Origin of the sequence: Nocardiopsis rhodophaea (genome assembly GCF_039530945.1) — a bacterium.
Lineage (GTDB): Bacteria > Actinomycetota > Actinomycetes > Streptosporangiales > Streptosporangiaceae > Nocardiopsis_C > Nocardiopsis_C rhodophaea.
On record NZ_BAAAPC010000005.1, the window covers coordinates 48,505 to 63,288 of the forward strand.

The 14,784-nt window shown below is 70.8% G+C and carries 17 protein-coding genes and 2 tRNA genes; 14 read left to right on the forward strand and 5 right to left on the reverse strand.

Going from position 1 to position 14,784, the window contains the following annotated elements:
* Positions 1–65: 65 nt before the first annotated feature.
* Positions 66–1,295, reverse strand: a complete 1,230-nt coding sequence (locus tag ABD259_RS06940; protein WP_344106300.1) for a multidrug effflux MFS transporter — start codon at positions 1,293–1,295, stop codon at positions 66–68.
* A gap of 537 nt (positions 1,296–1,832) precedes the next feature.
* On the opposite strand from ABD259_RS06940, the gene ABD259_RS06945 reads away from it, so the two are divergent.
* From ABD259_RS06945 to ABD259_RS06995, 11 genes are all read left to right on the forward strand, one after another.
* Positions 1,833–2,423: a helix-turn-helix domain-containing protein gene (locus tag ABD259_RS06945; RefSeq protein ID WP_344160938.1), complete on the forward strand. Its 591-nt coding sequence runs from the start codon at positions 1,833–1,835 to the stop codon at positions 2,421–2,423.
* Between the two features lie 98 nt (positions 2,424–2,521).
* The gene (locus ABD259_RS06950; protein ID WP_344106304.1) at positions 2,522–3,775 is read left to right on the forward strand and encodes an NAD(P)/FAD-dependent oxidoreductase; all 1,254 of its coding nucleotides are present in this window, start codon (positions 2,522–2,524) and stop codon (positions 3,773–3,775) included.
* Positions 3,776–3,853: 78 nt separating this feature from the next.
* Positions 3,854–4,159 (forward strand): (2Fe-2S)-binding protein, encoded by a 306-nt coding sequence (locus ABD259_RS06955; protein ID WP_344106306.1) that lies wholly within the window; start codon positions 3,854–3,856, stop codon positions 4,157–4,159.
* 92 nt (positions 4,160–4,251) lie between these two features.
* A complete protein-coding gene (locus tag ABD259_RS06960) occupies positions 4,252–5,787 on the forward strand; it encodes an FAD/NAD(P)-dependent oxidoreductase (protein WP_344106308.1) in 1,536 nt (511 codons plus the stop codon).
* A 1-nt stretch (position 5,788) separates the two neighbouring features.
* Positions 5,789–6,844, forward strand: a complete 1,056-nt coding sequence (locus ABD259_RS06965; RefSeq protein ID WP_344106310.1) for a dihydrodipicolinate synthase family protein — start codon at positions 5,789–5,791, stop codon at positions 6,842–6,844.
* Positions 6,834–7,835: a proline racemase family protein gene (locus tag ABD259_RS06970; RefSeq protein ID WP_344106313.1), complete on the forward strand. Its 1,002-nt coding sequence runs from the start codon at positions 6,834–6,836 to the stop codon at positions 7,833–7,835. Before ABD259_RS06965 ends, ABD259_RS06970 begins: the two co-directional genes overlap by 11 nt.
* 137 nt (positions 7,836–7,972) lie before the next feature.
* Positions 7,973–8,488: a 2-thiouracil desulfurase family protein gene (locus ABD259_RS06975; RefSeq protein ID WP_344106362.1), complete on the forward strand. Its 516-nt coding sequence runs from the start codon at positions 7,973–7,975 to the stop codon at positions 8,486–8,488.
* Between the two features lie 27 nt (positions 8,489–8,515).
* Entirely contained in the window at positions 8,516–9,475 is a 960-nt protein-coding gene (locus ABD259_RS06980) for a hypothetical protein (protein WP_344160941.1), read from the forward strand.
* Complete coding sequence (locus tag ABD259_RS06985) at positions 9,361–9,762, forward strand: MFS transporter (RefSeq protein WP_344160944.1); 402 nt, start codon at positions 9,361–9,363, stop codon at positions 9,760–9,762. Before ABD259_RS06980 ends, ABD259_RS06985 begins: the two co-directional genes overlap by 115 nt.
* Positions 9,759–10,520 carry an MFS transporter gene (locus tag ABD259_RS06990; RefSeq protein WP_344160947.1) on the forward strand — a complete coding sequence of 254 codons (762 nt, stop codon included), beginning with the start codon at positions 9,759–9,761 and terminating at the stop codon, positions 10,518–10,520. The genes ABD259_RS06985 and ABD259_RS06990 overlap by 4 nt, the downstream gene beginning before the upstream one ends.
* A gap of 216 nt (positions 10,521–10,736) precedes the next feature.
* A tRNA-Pro gene (locus ABD259_RS06995) sits at positions 10,737–10,810 on the forward strand.
* Between the two features lie 79 nt (positions 10,811–10,889).
* On the opposite strand, the gene ABD259_RS07000 is transcribed toward ABD259_RS06995, so the two are convergent.
* A complete protein-coding gene (locus tag ABD259_RS07000) occupies positions 10,890–11,120 on the reverse strand; it encodes a tyrosine-type recombinase/integrase (RefSeq protein ID WP_344161232.1) in 231 nt (76 codons plus the stop codon).
* A 63-nt stretch (positions 11,121–11,183) separates the two neighbouring features.
* Between ABD259_RS07000 and ABD259_RS07005 the strand changes: the two genes are divergently transcribed.
* The 3 genes from ABD259_RS07005 (at position 11,184) to ABD259_RS07015 (ending at position 12,097) form a co-directional block, all read left to right on the forward strand.
* Complete coding sequence (locus ABD259_RS07005; protein ID WP_344160950.1) at positions 11,184–11,441, forward strand: hypothetical protein; 258 nt, start codon at positions 11,184–11,186, stop codon at positions 11,439–11,441.
* Between the two features lie 24 nt (positions 11,442–11,465).
* Positions 11,466–11,780, forward strand: a complete 315-nt coding sequence (locus tag ABD259_RS07010) for a hypothetical protein (RefSeq protein ID WP_344160953.1) — start codon at positions 11,466–11,468, stop codon at positions 11,778–11,780.
* A 95-nt stretch (positions 11,781–11,875) separates the two neighbouring features.
* Positions 11,876–12,097, forward strand: coding sequence for a hypothetical protein (locus ABD259_RS07015; protein WP_344160956.1), 222 nt, complete (start codon positions 11,876–11,878; stop codon positions 12,095–12,097).
* 787 nt (positions 12,098–12,884) lie between these two features.
* On the opposite strand, the gene ABD259_RS07020 is transcribed toward ABD259_RS07015, so the two are convergent.
* From ABD259_RS07020 to cas1e, 3 genes are all read right to left on the reverse strand, one after another.
* Positions 12,885–12,957, reverse strand: a tRNA-Lys gene (locus ABD259_RS07020).
* Between the two features lie 556 nt (positions 12,958–13,513).
* Positions 13,514–13,828 (reverse strand): type I-E CRISPR-associated endoribonuclease Cas2e, encoded by a 315-nt coding sequence (cas2e, locus tag ABD259_RS07025; RefSeq protein ID WP_344160959.1) that lies wholly within the window; start codon positions 13,826–13,828, stop codon positions 13,514–13,516.
* Entirely contained in the window at positions 13,828–14,784 is a 957-nt protein-coding gene (gene cas1e, locus ABD259_RS07030; protein ID WP_344160962.1) for a type I-E CRISPR-associated endonuclease Cas1e, read from the reverse strand. Before cas1e ends, cas2e begins: the two co-directional genes overlap by 1 nt.

Below are 14,784 nucleotides of genomic sequence, written 5' to 3' on the forward strand. Positions count from 1 at the left end.
CGGTCGGAGGGATGAGAGGGGGAAAGCCGGAGGGGCGGGGGGAGCCGTGCCCCTCCGGCAGGTCGTCACGCGGATCCGGCGTGCCCGCGCATCGCCGCCGCCGCGAACACGCCCGTCGCGGTCAGCCCGGTGACGAGCATGACCACGATCATGCTGGTGAGCGAGGCCTCGCCGGTGCTGGTGAACCCGGCCGCGGCCGCGAGCGTGCCACCGAGCGCGAACTGCAGCGTGCCCAGGAGCGCCGAGGTGCTTCCCGCGATCGCCGACGGCTGGCTCGCGATGGCCAGCGTGGTCGCGTTCGGGGAGATGAGACCGGTGCAGAACATCATCGCGAAGAGCACAACGGTGACCGTCACCAGGTCCGCCCGACCCGTGATGTCGAGCGCGAGGAGGATCAGGACGGTGAGGACGGCCCCGGCCAGGCCGACAAAGAGCCGCCGGGGGGTGTCCATACGGCCGATGAGGGCGGCGTTGACCTGGTTGCCGAGGATCATGCCCAGGGTGGTGATGCCGAAGATGACGCTGAACTGCTGCGCGGTCGCCCCGAACTGGGCCTGGGAGACGAACGAGAACGACGAGATGTAGGTGAAGGTCATCGCGAAGCTCAGTGCCATGGTCAGAGCGGGGGCGATGAAGCGGGGATCGCGGATGAGACGGCCGAAGGTCCGCACCATGAGCATGGGGTCCTGGCGGTGCCGGTCCACCCGCGGCAGGGTCTCGGGGAGGCCGAAGTACACGAGGGCGAACCCGATCAGTCCGGCCACGCCGAGAGCGGCGAAGATGAACTGCCAGGGGCCGATCAGCAGCATCCTGCCGCCGATGATCGGCCCGAGCATGGGGGCCAGGCCCACGAGGAGCACGAGGCGGGAGAAGAAGCGGGCGGCGGAGTCGCCGTCGAAGGCGTCCCGGACGACCGCTCGGGAGACCGCCATCCCGGCCGCGGCCGACAGGCCCTGCAGGAACCGGACCGCGATGAACATCTCGGCCGAGGTGACGAACATGCACATGATCGACGTGGCGGCGAACACTGCGGTCCCGATCAGCAGGGGAGCGCGGCGCCCGAACTGGTCGCTGAGCGGGCCGACCACCAGCTGTCCCAGGGCGAGGCCGACCATGACGGCGGTGAGGGTGAGCTGGACCTGCGCTTCGCTCGCGCCGAGGTCGTCGGCGATCTGCGGGAAGGCGGGGAGGTAGAGGTCGGTGGCCAGGGGGCTGGTGGCGGACAGGACCCCCAGGATGAAGACGAGGAGGGCGACGGGCCGGCGGGGGCGTGGCGGTGCCGGGCCCGTGGACACGGAGGAGCTCCGGATCGGGAGGCGCGTACGCACGAGGGCGTGGCTCACAGCTGACTCCAAAAAAGGCACGATGAACGGACGGGAATGTTCAGGGGTTCTCGAAATGGAGAAGTGATGGCACCGTGAGCCGCCTGAGATACGCGGGGTGCCGGACGGTCCCACGTGAGGGAACCTCGCCTGCAACACCAGTGTCGGGGGGTCCAATCCCGGACTTTGCGGTCTTTTGCCGTGATATGGGCCACCGGGCGCGAAGCCCGTGTGTGGCGGCGGTTTCGGGCGCTGTGAAGGCGGACACGTCACGTTTTGGAAAAGGACCCCGCCCCGTCCTGCCGGACGGCCTCCGGCCACCGCGGCCCGGTGCGGTGGTGCCGAGCGGGCACGGAGCGGGGGCGAACGCCAACGGTCGCGGCGGCAGGGAGCGCGGCCGTGGCCCTGCCGTCATCCGGCACTACCATGGTGTTCGCTATTCCGAACACCATCCGCCCGAGGACGCCGAGCGGCACGACCCTCGGTCGGCGACAGGGAAGCGGGTGCCAGGTGGTCCACTCCGCGACGGGACTCCTCTCAGCCAACATCCGGCTGCTGCGGTCACGCAGCGGGCTGTCGCTGTCGGCGCTGGCGCGCAAGGCGGGGGTCAGCAAGGCGACGCTGTCCGACCTCGAATCCGGCAGCGGAAACCCCACCATCGAGACGGTGTTCTCGCTCGCGCGCGCACTGGACGCCCCGGTGTCGAGCCTGTTGCGCGAGGGGCACCAGGAGCAGGTCACGGTCGTGCGCGCGTATCGGTCGGAGGTCCTGAGCGGCAAGGGCGTCGAGTTGCGGCCGCTGCGCCGCGAGGACACCGGAATCAGCGTGCTGGAGGTCTACGACCAGCTCTTTCGCGCCGGACGTCAGCAGGATTCGGCGGGCCACCCGGGAACCGAGCACACGATCGTCACCTCCGGCCGCCTGACCGCCGTGATCGACGGGCGTGAACACGACCTGGGTCCAGGGGACTCGGTGCGGTTCCCCGCGTCGCTGCCGCACACCTACATCCCGCGCGGCGGGGACGTGGATTCGGTCCTGATCCTGACGCACACCGAGCCCCACCACCACGCCACCGGCGACCAGGCCCCCGCCGACCACTGAGCCGCCACCGCCGGTATTCGGTCGATATTGCCGAGATCAACGGAGAGAGCGGGCATTGACCCGGGGTGTCCGCGAATTTACGATGGCGTTCGTTCGCTATGCCGAACACTTCGGAGGTAGCGGTGCGGGCTGACATCGTCGTCATCGGCGCCGGGATCACCGGTGCCGCGTGCGCGCGGGAACTGGCGGGGGCAGGGTGCTCGGTCACCGTCCTCGACCGCGGCGCGGCGGCCTCCGAGACCACCGCCCACGGCGAGGGCAACATCCTCGCCTCGGACAAGGCACCCGGGGCCGAGCTGGACCTCGCGCGTGCGTCCCTGCGGTTGTGGCCGCGGGCCGTGGCCGAACTGCACGAGGAACTCGGGCCGGGATTCCCCGACCTCGAATGGAACCCCAAGGGCGGCCTGGTCGTGGCCACCACACAGGCCGGCGCCGCCGGGCTTCTGCGCTTCGCCCGGGAGCAGCGGGATGCCGGACTCGCCGCCCACCCGCTCGACGCCCCCGACGTGAGGGCCGCCGAACCAGCCCTGACCACGGACATCGCCGCGGCCGTCCACTATCCGCAGGACGCGCAGGTGCAGCCGGTCGCGGCGGCCGAGGCCCTGCTGGCGTCCGCCCGTGCTCGCGGTGCCCGGGTTTCGCAGCAGACCACCGTGCTGGGCCCCCTCCGCAACCGGTCGGGCGCTCTCCTCGGCGTGCGGACCACGGCCGGTCCCTGGCACGCGCCGGTCGTGGTGAACGCGGCCGGCCCCTGGGCGGGGCGGGTCGCGCGGATGCTCGGCGCCCCGGTCCCGGTGACGCCGCGGCGCGGAATGGTGCTGGTCACCGCGCGCGTGCCGCCACTGACGATTCGGCACAAGGTCTACGACGCGGACTACGTCGGCACCTTCGCGGAGGCGGACGCGCCGCAGACCCTGACGGACTCGGGCGCGCTGACCTCCAGCGTCGTGGAGTCGACGGCCGCCGGACCCCTGCTCATCGGCTCCAGCCGCCAGCACACCGGATTCGACGACCGGCTGCGGGTCGATGTGCTCGCGCGAATCGCGGCGAAGGCGGTCCGCCTCTTCCCCGGCCTCGCCGATGTCCCGGTCATGCGTGCCTACGGAGGGTTCCGCCCCTTCACCCCTGACCACCTGCCGATCATCGGCCCGGATGAGCGCGTGCCCGGCCTGTGGCACGCGACCGGACATGAGGGTGCCGGTATCGGCCTGTCGATCGCCACCGCTCGCCTCCTGCGGCAGACCATCCTCAACGAGGCGCCGATCGTCGACCCCGGCCCCTTCCGTCCGTCGCGCCCCGGGCTCGGCGGCGGAGACGCGGCCAGGGTCGGGCCCACCGCCGGTACCGGCTAGACCAACCCCGCCCACCCCTCACCTTTACTCTCTTCCTCCGCACGCTCGTCCGCATCACAACGGAGAAAGGCACCCGCCATGTCCGAGACGCACCCGCGGGAGACGTCCGATCGGCGCGTCACCGTTCACCTGGGCACCACTCCGCTCACGGGCGAGGCGGGCCAGACCATCGCCGGGGTGCTGCTCGCCAACGGCGTGACCACCTGGCGCACCACCCGCAAGGCGAGACGCCCCCGGGGTGTGTTCTGCGGCATCGGCGTCTGCTTCGACTGCCTCGTCACGGTGAACGGCGTCCCCGATGTCCGGGCATGCCAGCGCACCGCGCGCGACGGCGACATCGTCGAGGGGCACGGCGTCCCACCCTACGGAGACCGGCATGCGTGACCTGCGCAAAGGCGGGGGAGGAACGCACAGGACGGCGGCGGTACGCGCGGCGTCCAACATCGGGACCGGAGCGGCGGCCAGGGGAGGGCGGGATGCGTGAGGTCGTGGTGGTCGGCGGAGGACCGGCCGGGATCGGGGCGGCGCTCGCCGCCCTGCGCGCGGGTGCCCGTGTCACCGTCGTCGACACCGCGGAGCACCTCGGCGGCCAGTTCCTCCGCCGCCCCCGCACCCCCGCACCGCAGTTCGGGCCATCGGACCACAGCGGCGGCCCGGCCCCGCGCCGTCGCCCGTCAGGCCGCGACCGCCTGCGTCGCGCCGTGCGGGCGATCGAGGGGCATCCCGCCCACACCATCCTGGACCGCACCTCCGTCTGGGCGCTGGAACCCCGAGATAGCGCCCCCACCGTCCACGCCCTGCGCGGGGACTCCGACGGCGGATCCCCGGACCACCGCGAGGCGCACACGCTCCGTCCCGACGCGCTCATCCTCGCCCCCGGAGCGCACGACCTCACCCTCCCCTTCCCCGGCTGGGACCTGCCCGGCGTCTTTACGGCGGGAGCCGCTCAGGCCCTGGCCAAGAGCGACGGCCTCGCCGCGGGCCGACGCGTCCTGGTCGCCGGGAGCGGACCGTTCCTCCTGCCCGTAGCGGCGTCGCTGTCCGACGTCGGTGCCGACGTCGTCGGCGTGGTGGAGGCCGGATCCGCGGGTCGGCTCGCGGCGGGCTGGCTGCGCTCGCCCGTCGGACTGCTGCGGGACGCGGCGGCGGGCCGGGTCGAGGAACTCGCCGGATACCTGGCCGGACACGTCCGCGACGCGATCCCCTACCACGTGGGCGCCGGGGTGATCGCCGCCCACGGTGCGGGCCGGGTCGAAGAGGCCACCGTGGCGTCCCTGCGGGCCGACTGGTCGCCGGTCCCGGGAACCGAACGGCGCGTCGCCGTCGACGCCGTCTGCGTCGGCCACGGATTCGTCCCGCGCCTCGAACTCCCGATCGCGGCCGGGTGCGGCATCGGCCCCCACCGAGCTGTCACCGTCGACGCCGCCCAGCACACGACGGTCCCCGGCGTGTTCGCGGCGGGGGAGGCCACGGGCATCGGGGGCGCCGACCTCGCCGTGACCGAGGGGGTGATCGCCGGGTGGACGGCGGCGGGCGGCCGGGCCGACGACCCGCTGCTGCGCCGAGCGCTGCGGACCCGGGAACGCCACCGCGCCTTCGCCGCCCGGATGCGCCGCGCCCACGCCATCGGACCGGGCTGGCCGGCCTGGCTCACGCCCGACACCCTCGTGTGCCGCTGTGAAGAGGTCCCCGTCGCCGATATCGACGCCGCCTGCGCTGTGACCGGCGCCGGTGGGCCGCGGTCCCTGCGGTCGCTCAAGCTCACCACGCGCGCAGGCCTCGGCCCCTGCCAAGGGCGCGTGTGCGGTACCGCCCTCACCGAGCTGGTCCGCCGCCGCGTGCCCCACGCCGTGTCGTCGGAGCCCGTGGACCGCCGCCCCATCGCGGCGCCCATCCGGCTCGGCGAGCTGGCCGCGCTCGACACCGTCGGCCAGACCAGCGGCGAGGACGGAGACGTGCCGGGGGAGGCCTCCGCCGTGCCGCCCGCCCGTACACCCGAAGGAGAGGAATGACATGGTCGACGACACAGCCACCGGGACTCCGCGTATCGACCTCGGCGGCGTCGTAGTCGCCACGGCCCTGCCCTACCGGGGTGACGCGTTCGCGCCCGGCGGGCTGACCGTGGACCACGACGCCTATGCCCAGCACTGCCGCTGGCTGATCTCCAACGGCTGCCGAGGCGTCGGCCCCAACGGGTCGCTGGGGGAGTACTCCTCCCTCACCGACGCCGAGCGCCGCGCCGTCGCGCGGACCGCGATCGAGGCGGTGGACGGGACCGGCCTCGTCGTCGTTGGCGTGCACGGAGTGGGCGCCCACCAGGCGCGGCACTGGGCCGAACGCGCTGCAGAGGACGGCGCCGACGCCGTGCTGTGCCTGCCGCCGACGATGTACCGAGCCAACCGGGCCGAGGTCGTCGACCACTACCGGGCGGTGGCGTCGGTCGGGCTGCCGGTGATGCTCTATAACAACCCCCACGACACGAAGGTCGACCTGACCCCCGATCTCATCGCCGAGCTGGCCAGGATCGACAACGTCGTCGCCGTCAAGGAGTTCTCCGGTGACCCGGCGAGGGTGTCCCGGATCCGCGAGCTCGCCCCGGACATCCAGGTGATCGCGGGGGCGGACGACCTCGTGCTGGAGAACCTCACCGACGGCGCCACCGGCTGGTTCGCGGGGTTCCCCAACGCGTTCCCGGCGGAGTGCGTGCGGATGTTCGACCTGATCCGCGCGGGCAAGACCGAGGAGGCCACGAAGCTCCACGCCGAACTGCTGCCGCTCTTCCGGTGGGACTCGCGGACCGAGTTCGTGCAGGCCGTGAAGTTGGCGATGGACATGGCGGGTCGGAAGGGCGGGCCGTGCCGTCCGCCGCGTGGGCCGCTCGTCGCCGAGCACCGCGACGAGGTCATCGCCGCGACGCGGCGCGCCATGGACTACATCGCCACGCTCGACAAGCCCCGGCCGCAGCGGGCGCCGCGCCCACGCGGATCGAAACAGGAGGCCGACCGGCGAACGCCCCAGCGCGCCAAGGCCTCCCAGGGCCAGCGGAAGGCGGCGGGCGATGCGCGCTGACCGGGTCATCAGCGCGATCGATTCCCACACGGAGGGGATGCCGACGCGGGTCGTCACCGGTGGTGTCGGTCCCATCCCCGGGGTGACCATGGCCGAGCGGCGCCAGTACTTCATTGCGAACCTCGACCACATCCGCCGCTTCCTGGTCAACGAACCGCGCGGGCACAGCGCCATGAGCGGCGCGATCCTGCAGCCGCCGACCCGCCACGACGCCGACTGGGGCGTGGTGTTCATCGAGGTCAGTGGGTGTCTCCCGATGTGCGGGCACGGCACGATCGGGGTGGCCACGGTGCTGGTGGAGTCGGGGATGGTGGAGGTGGCGGAACCCTTCACCGCCATCCGGCTGGACACCCCCTCCGGGCTGGTGGAAGCGCGGGTCGCGGTCGCGGACGGTGCGGCGCGGGAGGTGGCCATCGGCAACGTCCCCTCCTACTGCGAACGGCTGGACGCCGAGGTGGAGGTGCCGGGCTACGGGACCGTGCGCTACGACCTCGCCTACGGCGGGAACTTCTACGCGATCGTCGACCTCGACGACCTCGGCCTCCCGTTCGACCGCGAACGCAAGTCCGACATCCTCGCGGCGGGGCTGGCCATCATGGATGCCGTCAACGCCACCGACCGCCCCCGCCACCCGGAGATTCCCGGGGTGCACGGCTGCTTCCACGTGCAGTTCGTCGCGCCGGGCTCCACAGCCAAGCACTCGCGGCACGCGATGGCCATCCACCCCGGGTGGTTCGACCGCTCGCCGTGCGGAACCGGGACATCGGCACGCATGGCCCAGCTCCACGCCAGAGGCCGGCTCAACCTGGACGAGGAGTTCGTCAACGAGTCGTTCATCGGCACGCGGTTCAAGGGGCGGTTGACCGACGAGACCCGGGTCGCCGGACGCCCGGCCGTCGCCCCCGAGATCAGCGGCCGCGCCTGGATCACCGGCACCGCCAACTACATGCTCGACCCCACCGACCCCTTCCCCGACGGGTTCGCCTTCTGACGGACCGCATCGACCGCGCGCCGCCCGAACCCGCCGCCATCGTCCGGCACCCTCATCTCCCATGAAAGATCACGCGCGGACCCGGTCAGGGGTAGCGTGGCGTGCAGAGACGCGGGACGGCCGAGGAGGAAGGCGCGATGGAAAAAGTCCTGGTCAGCGCCTGCCTGATGGGCAGGCGCGTGCGATTCGACGGGAACGCCAAGACCGTCGAGGACGAGATCCTCGACCGCTGGCGCGCGGAGGAGCGCCTGGTGGTCTTCTGCCCCGAGGTCGCCGGCGGCCTGCCTGTCCCCCGCCCGCCAGCGGAGATCGAGTCCTCATCGGGCGCCACGGCCGTCCTCACCGGCAACGCCCGCATCAAAACCCCGCAGGGCGCCGACGTCACCTCCTTCTTCCTCGCCGGAGCCCACGCCGCCCTCGACGCCGCCCACCGGCACGAGGCACGCATCGCCATCCTGAAGGAGTCCAGCCCCTCCTGCGGCGTCCACCGCGTCTACGACGGATCCTTCACCGGCGCCACCACATCGGGCCCGGGCGTCACCGCCCGCCTCCTGATCGACAACGGCATCGCGGTCTTCACCGAATCCGAACTCTCCAAGGCCGCCGCCCACCTCCACGCCCTCGAAACCCCGTCCGATCACCACGGGGTGTGACTCCGCGGGCTCGCCCGTCGGCCGCCCATGCTGCTCAACGCCTACGGCCCGACCGAGTGCTCCGACGACGTGACGCACTTCGTCGTAGGGACAGCGGATCCGCGGCGGGGGCACCTGCCCGTCGGCGGTCCGATCGCCGACACGGCCCTCTACGTTCTCCGCGAGGACCAGGGGCGGTGGACCGCCTGCGACGTCGTCGAGGCCGGTGAGCTCTTCGTCGGGGCAGTGGGCGTGGGACGGGGCTACCTCGGGGATCCGGAGCGGACGCGCGCGGCGTTCTTCCGGGACCGGTTCGCCGACACCCCCACCGGGCGAATCTACCGGACCGGCGACGCCGTCACCCTCCTGCCCGAAGGCGTCTCCGCCGTCCTTCTCCTCAACGACTGCGAAACGGGATACCCCGTCGCCTGTCTGGAAGCTGCGCAGATCAGCGCGGCCCGAACGGCCGCGTCCGCCGTTCTCGCCGGCGAACACCTCTCCGGCGGCCGAAAGGCGGGCAAGCTGGCCGTGATCGGCGCCGGCATCATCGCCCGCAACATCCTCGAATTCTTCGCCGCGCGGGAGTGGAGCATTTCCTCGTGCGCGGTGTACGATCTCGAACCCCGCTACGCTGGCGCGCTGGCCGGCTTCACCCGGGAGAACCTCGGGATCTCGGCCCGCGTGGCTGAGGGAATGGACGCCGCGCTGTGCGGCGCCGACGTCGTCGTCCTCGCGACGACGGCGGGCGAGCCCTACATTCTGGATCGCTCGACATTCGCTCCCGGGCAGGTCGTCCTGAATATCTCGCTGCGCGATATCGGCCCGGACATCATTCTCGACGCGGACAACGTGGTGGACGACGGCGGAAGGCCGCGCACCAGTACCTCCCGAAGTTGCTCGGGGCAACGCTCATCGAGTGGATCGGTACCGGGCTGTTCACGGCCGTTTCGGCCATCTACTTCGTCCGCGTCGTCGGCCTCTCCGAGAGTTCCGTCGGTATCGGCATGATGCTGGCGGGTGTGGTCGCGATGCTCACGGCGGTCCCGGTCGGGGCGCTGGCCGACCGATGGGGCGTGCGCCGCTCTCTGATCGCGATCACCCTGTGGCGCGCGGCGGCGGTGGCCGCCTACGCGGTGGTCACCAACTGGTGGATCTTCTTCGTGGTCACGGCGGCTGTGGTGGTCGGGGAGCAGGCCGTCTACCCATTGACGCAGGCCCTGGTCGGGGAGCGCACCCCGGAGAGCAGGCGCACGAAGGTGATGGCGGCCACCGGGCGGTACTCAACATCGGCATGAGTGTCGGCGGACTGGCCGCCGCCATCCCCCTGGCCATCGGTACGCCAAGCGCGTTCCGCTGGCTGTTCCTCGCCATGGCGGTGCTCTTCGTGGTGAGCGCCGGATTGATCGCGCTCCTCCCCGACACGCGCGTCGCGTGGCGGCCCGCGACGTGGCGGCTCAGCGCGCTACGCGACCGCAGACTCCTCGCGCTGACCACCTACGACAGCATCGCCGCACTGTGGCTGCCCATGCTCAACGTCGCCTTCCCCCTGTGGCTGACCGGACGCACCGGAGCCCCCGACGCACTGGTCGGCGTCCTGTACGCGGTGAACACCGCGACATGCGTCCTGCTGCAGATCCCCATGAGCCGCTTCGTTAACGGTTCCCGCGACGCACTGCGCGCCTACACCGTCAACGCGACCCTGCTCATGGTGTCCTGCGTGGGCTTCGCCCTCGCACCGCTCCTGGGCGGCTGGCCCACCCTCATCCTCCTGAGCGCCGCCATCCTCGTCCTGACGATCGGAGAGCTCTGCCAAGTCAGCGCGGCTTGGACCCTCTCCTACGCGATCGCCCCCGAACAGCGCCGCACCGAGTACCTCGCGACGTTCAGCCTCGGCCGTACCAGCAGCGCACGCCTCTACGGCCCGGTCCTGATGACAGGCGGCGTGCTCGCCCTCGGCAGCACCGGCTGGCTCCTACTGGCCCTACTCTTCGCAGCGGCGGCTCTGGCCCCCGCCGTGGTCCGACACCGGCTCCCACGACCCGCCACCCCTTGAGCCCCCGCGAGCCTCCCCGCCCGGACCCGGCCCGGTCACCGATCCGGGCCACGCGAGAACAGGCACTCCCCGGAGAATCCCCACTGGTCATCCCCTGGATCCGCCACCCACACGCCCTCGGCACCCCCGCCCAGGCCGGAGAAGCTGTCACGAGCACGCTCTGAGATGCGATAGAGTCTTACTCGTTGGCGGGGACGGAAAAGCCTCGAACAACACCGGGACGTAGCGCAGTTTGGTAGCGCACTTGACTGGGGGTCAAGGGGTCGTGGGTTCAAATCCCGCCGTCCCGACACAGGTCAGCAGGGGCATCCGCCGCGGGCGGGTGCCCCTTTTGGCGCTCGGTGGGGTACAGGTGGGGTTGAAGGATTTTCACGTTTCGGCTCCCTTCGAGATCGTCTCCATCGCCGTGGCCGCTGAGCGGCGGACCGGCCGCAGCTGGTGGCGGTAGACCCGCTCGGTCGTATCGGTCTCGTCGTGGCCAACCAGCAGTGAGATTTCCTCGATGCTCACCCCGTGGTCCGACAGCAACGACACGAAGGTGTGCCGCAGCTCGCGCGCGGTCCACTCCTCGGGGGGAAGTCCCGAGATCCTGCAGGCCAGAGCGCAGGAGGGGCCGTTGTGCGCCGTGTGGGCGTGCCCGCTGCCGCGCTTCCGGACCGACCGATGACCGCCTTCGTCACCTCATTGGGTGGCAAGCTCGCCGAACGGTGGCTGGCGGCACTGATGCTGCCCGGTGTGGTGTTCGTCTGCGTGGCCGCGATCGCCGTCGAACTCGGCCAGGCACACTGGGCGGAGCCTGCGTTGCTCCGTTCGGCCGTCGACCGGTTCGCCGCCTCCCCTGCCGCGCACAGCAATGGCGCGATCGCGCTCATCGCGCTCGCGACCGTGGCCTTGGCGGTCGCCGCGTCCGCATTGGCCTAAGCTCTGACCCAGCTGGTGGTATGGATGTGGACCGGGACTTGGGGCCGCTGCGGCCTGCCGCTCGTCCGCCGGCGCCGGCGCCGGCGCCGCTGGCAGCGGGCCGTCCGGCAGTACGAGGACGCGCTACGGGAGAAGGCCCGCCGAATGCGCGGAGTCCAGCCGGCGCCCGCCTCGCGTCCCCTGCCGGACACCGCGGCCCTGGCCGCCGCCCGCGACCGCATCGCGCTGACGGAGCCGCAGCTGCCCATATGGATGGGGGACCGTATACGGGCCGTGGACGAGCGCGTTCGCATGGCCTACGATCTCGACCTCGCCACCGTCTGGCCCTCCTCTGGCTGACACTGTCCGAGGAGGCCCGAGCACCCCTCACCCGAGCCCAAGCCGACTTCACCGGCGCTGCCCGCCTAGCGAGTTGGGGCGGCCTCTATCTCGTATTGAGCCTGTGGTGGTGGCCCGCCTCACTGATCAGTGTCGGTGCCTGGACGATCGCCTGGTGGCAGGGCCGCACCTACATGGAACACCTCGCCCAGCTCGTTGAAGCCACCATCGACCTCCACATCACCCCCCTGGCCACGATCCTGGGACGTGTGGTCGAAGGCCCCTTCACCCCGGCCGACGGGGAGGCGGTCACTCGGGCTCTGCACAAAGGGTACTGAGCCGCGACACGATGACCAGGCTGTCCCCCACGGCCGATCCATTCTCGCCGTGGGGGGTGATCACCGCAGGTCACAGGCGCATAATGAGCCAATTGAACCCCACTACACAGCAACAGGGCCCGGTACGAGCGGAGGAGTCACCTCACCGCTCGCACCACAGGAACCCTGTTGCGCGTCCCCCGCGCCCGGCGGGGCCGCCGCCACCCGATCGAATGCGTCCTGGGGATCGTGCTGTGCGCCCTTGGTTCCGTTCGCGGTTGACGGCTCTGGCTCACTCTGCACGGATCCCTCACCCAGCGTGACAAGCGGTCAGGCGAGCAGAATGCGTTTGCGGAGCAGCGGGAACCCGGCACACCCGTGCATCTGCCGTCAGCAATCGACGGCTTCCGGATCAACCGCTTGGTTCCTGGGGCCAAGCATCTAACTATCGGGCGATCGCTCTGTATGACTATGGAACGACCGACTTGGCGCCGTGGTGCGAACTTTGTGTAGAAGACCTCGGCTGGCGGCCACCCTGCACCTGGCCAAGGGCAGATATGAAGGTGGTCCAGGAGCTGCGGCGGCATTCCACGATCAATCTGACGCCGACACCTACACCAGCGTCGTGCGCGACGTCGCTCGGACCGCTGCGGAGAAGGCCGCTGCACTGGTCCCGCATACTCCTGCTGAACGGGGCTGAGAGGCCGCCATGTACTGAGAAGGTACCGGCGAGCACACCCGGAGCAGACCCGGGAAGCATTAAACCCCAGTCCGGGGCTAGGAATAGCCTGCGGCCTGGGGTTTTCTGTGGGTCACCAGGGGATTGAACCCTGAACCCGCGGATTAAAAGTCCGCTGCTCTGCCAATTGAGCTAAGGGCCCCGATGCGCGCTGCCGTCGTGGGTACGGTGCCACACCATGCGTGCTAAGACTAACGGGTTTTCCGCCCCGATGCGGAACCCAGGGCCGTGTGCGGTCGGTGCCCGGCCGTTTGTGACCGTCCACTCCCGCCCCGTCCGCCCCGGTTCCAGAACTGCCGAGCACACCGGGAGCACACCGACGCTGGGCCCGGCGCGGTATTGACCAGCGGTCCCACCAGCCACTCGATCTGCGCCGGGATGCCGTGGGCGCCCGCCAGCAGGGCAACGTTGACCGTGGACAGGGCCTGGGGCCGATGGTTATCGGGGCGAGCGTATCTAGGCGGAGCTCGCTGCATGCGCTGACATCCACCAGAGTCATGTGTGGGTGGACTTCCAAGATGGGGTGTTCTCCGCCAAGGCAGGGAGCACGGCATGTCCCGGGTCTGCGCTCCACCCACATGGACTTACCCCCGCGTAGGCGGGGAGCACTGTCGGGCTGGTGGAGGCGACGAGTGGAGAAGGGACTCACCCCCGCGTAGGCGGGGAGCACCCTTCACGACCTGCTGCAACGTGGGCCGTTATTCATTCTTTACCTCGTCGTCTTTCGGCCAGCCGATCAGGGTCAGCCCATCGATGGCACGGGGCGTACGGCTTCCCTCTCCATGAGTGAGGACTTGATAGCCCTGCTCATTGTTGGCGCCGTGGACGAGCACCGCCCACCCGCCTTGGTCGTCGATGGCCTCTTGCAGGCCGGACCATAGGTGGTCGCGGACGCGCTTGGTCAGCGTCCCCACATACACCCCGGGTGCCGGTTCCAGCATCCAGCGGGTCAGGGCCCCGCGGGTGCCATCCGCGATGGCGGTGGTGGAGATGACGCAGAACCCGCTGGCCATTACCACCCCGCCTCGTTGGCGTAGTTCACCCCGGAGGGAACCTCGCCGTCGGGGTCCCACAGGTTGATCACGTTCGAGGGGCCAGGCGTGTCGGAGACCGGCAGGTCCAGCACCTTGTAGATGTCGGTGACCATGCGCGGGATCAGCTTCAGCAGGCGGAAGTCCTCGCGTAGGCGCAGGCGTGCGGCGCGTTCAGGGTCGGAACTGTTGTGCAGTGAGAAGGCCAGGGGGATCGTGGTCTCGGCCTTGTACAGGTCGGCCAGGTCCAAGGCGAAGGCGCGCTGCTGGCCGTGGTGGAGGATGCCCAGCGCGGGTGAGGCGCCCAAGCTGAGCACGACCGCGGTGGCGATGCCGTACAGGGCCTGGTTGCCTGAGGTGAGTGCCTTGTTGACGGGGTCTTGGGCATCGAAGTCGGCCGGGTCGTAGCTGCGTTTGAAGCGCGGGACCCGGTGTTGCTGGGCGAGCGTGCGGTAGAGCACCTTCATGCGGCGCCCTTCTAGGCCGCGCAGCTTGTCCAGGGTCAGGCTTTCGGGCAGCGGGTCGGTGAAGCGCAGGGAGAACAGCCGTTTGGCGGCGGCCAGGCGGCGTTCGGGGTCGGCGATGATCTCGACCTGGCGGTCCAGGATGCGGGTGCTCGTGCTGTCGTTGAGGAAGGCCGAGTAGCAGCGCACCCCGCCGTCGCCCACGTGCACGATGACCGCGCCGTCGGCGGTCAGGCGTTTGACGGCGTCGTGGGTGGTGCTGGTGCCCGGCCCTAGTAGCACGCAGCCGATACCGGCGGTGGGCAGGTAGACGCGTTCCTGCTCGCCGTCGTCGAACTCCACCAGCGCGCACACGCCGTTGCGGTCGGCTTTGATCTGCACGGTGTCCAGGTAGAGGAAGCCGAGGCGGTCGGCGATGCGGGGCAGTGCCACAGCGCTGGGGGCACCGAGGGTCTTGGGAAGTCGTCGGGCCAC

Bases quoted from the DNA above. Each gene is read 5' to 3' on its own strand.
- ABD259_RS06965 (WP_344106310.1), top strand. From the start codon at position 5,789: ATGGTCGACGACACAGCCACCGGGACTCCGCGTATCGACCTCGGCGGC.
- ABD259_RS06950 (WP_344106304.1), top strand. From the start codon at position 2,522: ATGCCGAACACTTCGGAGGTAGCGGTGCGGGCTGACATCGTCGTCATC.
- ABD259_RS07010 (WP_344160953.1), top strand. From the start codon at position 11,466: ATGTGGACCGGGACTTGGGGCCGCTGCGGCCTGCCGCTCGTCCGCCGG.
- cas2e (WP_344160959.1), bottom strand. From the start codon at position 13,828: ATGGCCAGCGGGTTCTGCGTCATCTCCACCACCGCCATCGCGGATGGC.
- ABD259_RS06980 (WP_344160941.1), top strand. From the start codon at position 8,516: ATGCTGCTCAACGCCTACGGCCCGACCGAGTGCTCCGACGACGTGACG.
- ABD259_RS07005 (WP_344160950.1), top strand. From the start codon at position 11,184: ATGACCGCCTTCGTCACCTCATTGGGTGGCAAGCTCGCCGAACGGTGG.
- ABD259_RS06955 (WP_344106306.1), top strand. From the start codon at position 3,854: ATGTCCGAGACGCACCCGCGGGAGACGTCCGATCGGCGCGTCACCGTT.
- ABD259_RS06975 (WP_344106362.1), top strand. From the start codon at position 7,973: ATGGAAAAAGTCCTGGTCAGCGCCTGCCTGATGGGCAGGCGCGTGCGA.
- ABD259_RS06960 (WP_344106308.1), top strand. From the start codon at position 4,252: ATGCGTGAGGTCGTGGTGGTCGGCGGAGGACCGGCCGGGATCGGGGCG.
- ABD259_RS06970 (WP_344106313.1), top strand. From the start codon at position 6,834: ATGCGCGCTGACCGGGTCATCAGCGCGATCGATTCCCACACGGAGGGG.
- ABD259_RS06990 (WP_344160947.1), top strand. From the start codon at position 9,759: ATGAGTGTCGGCGGACTGGCCGCCGCCATCCCCCTGGCCATCGGTACG.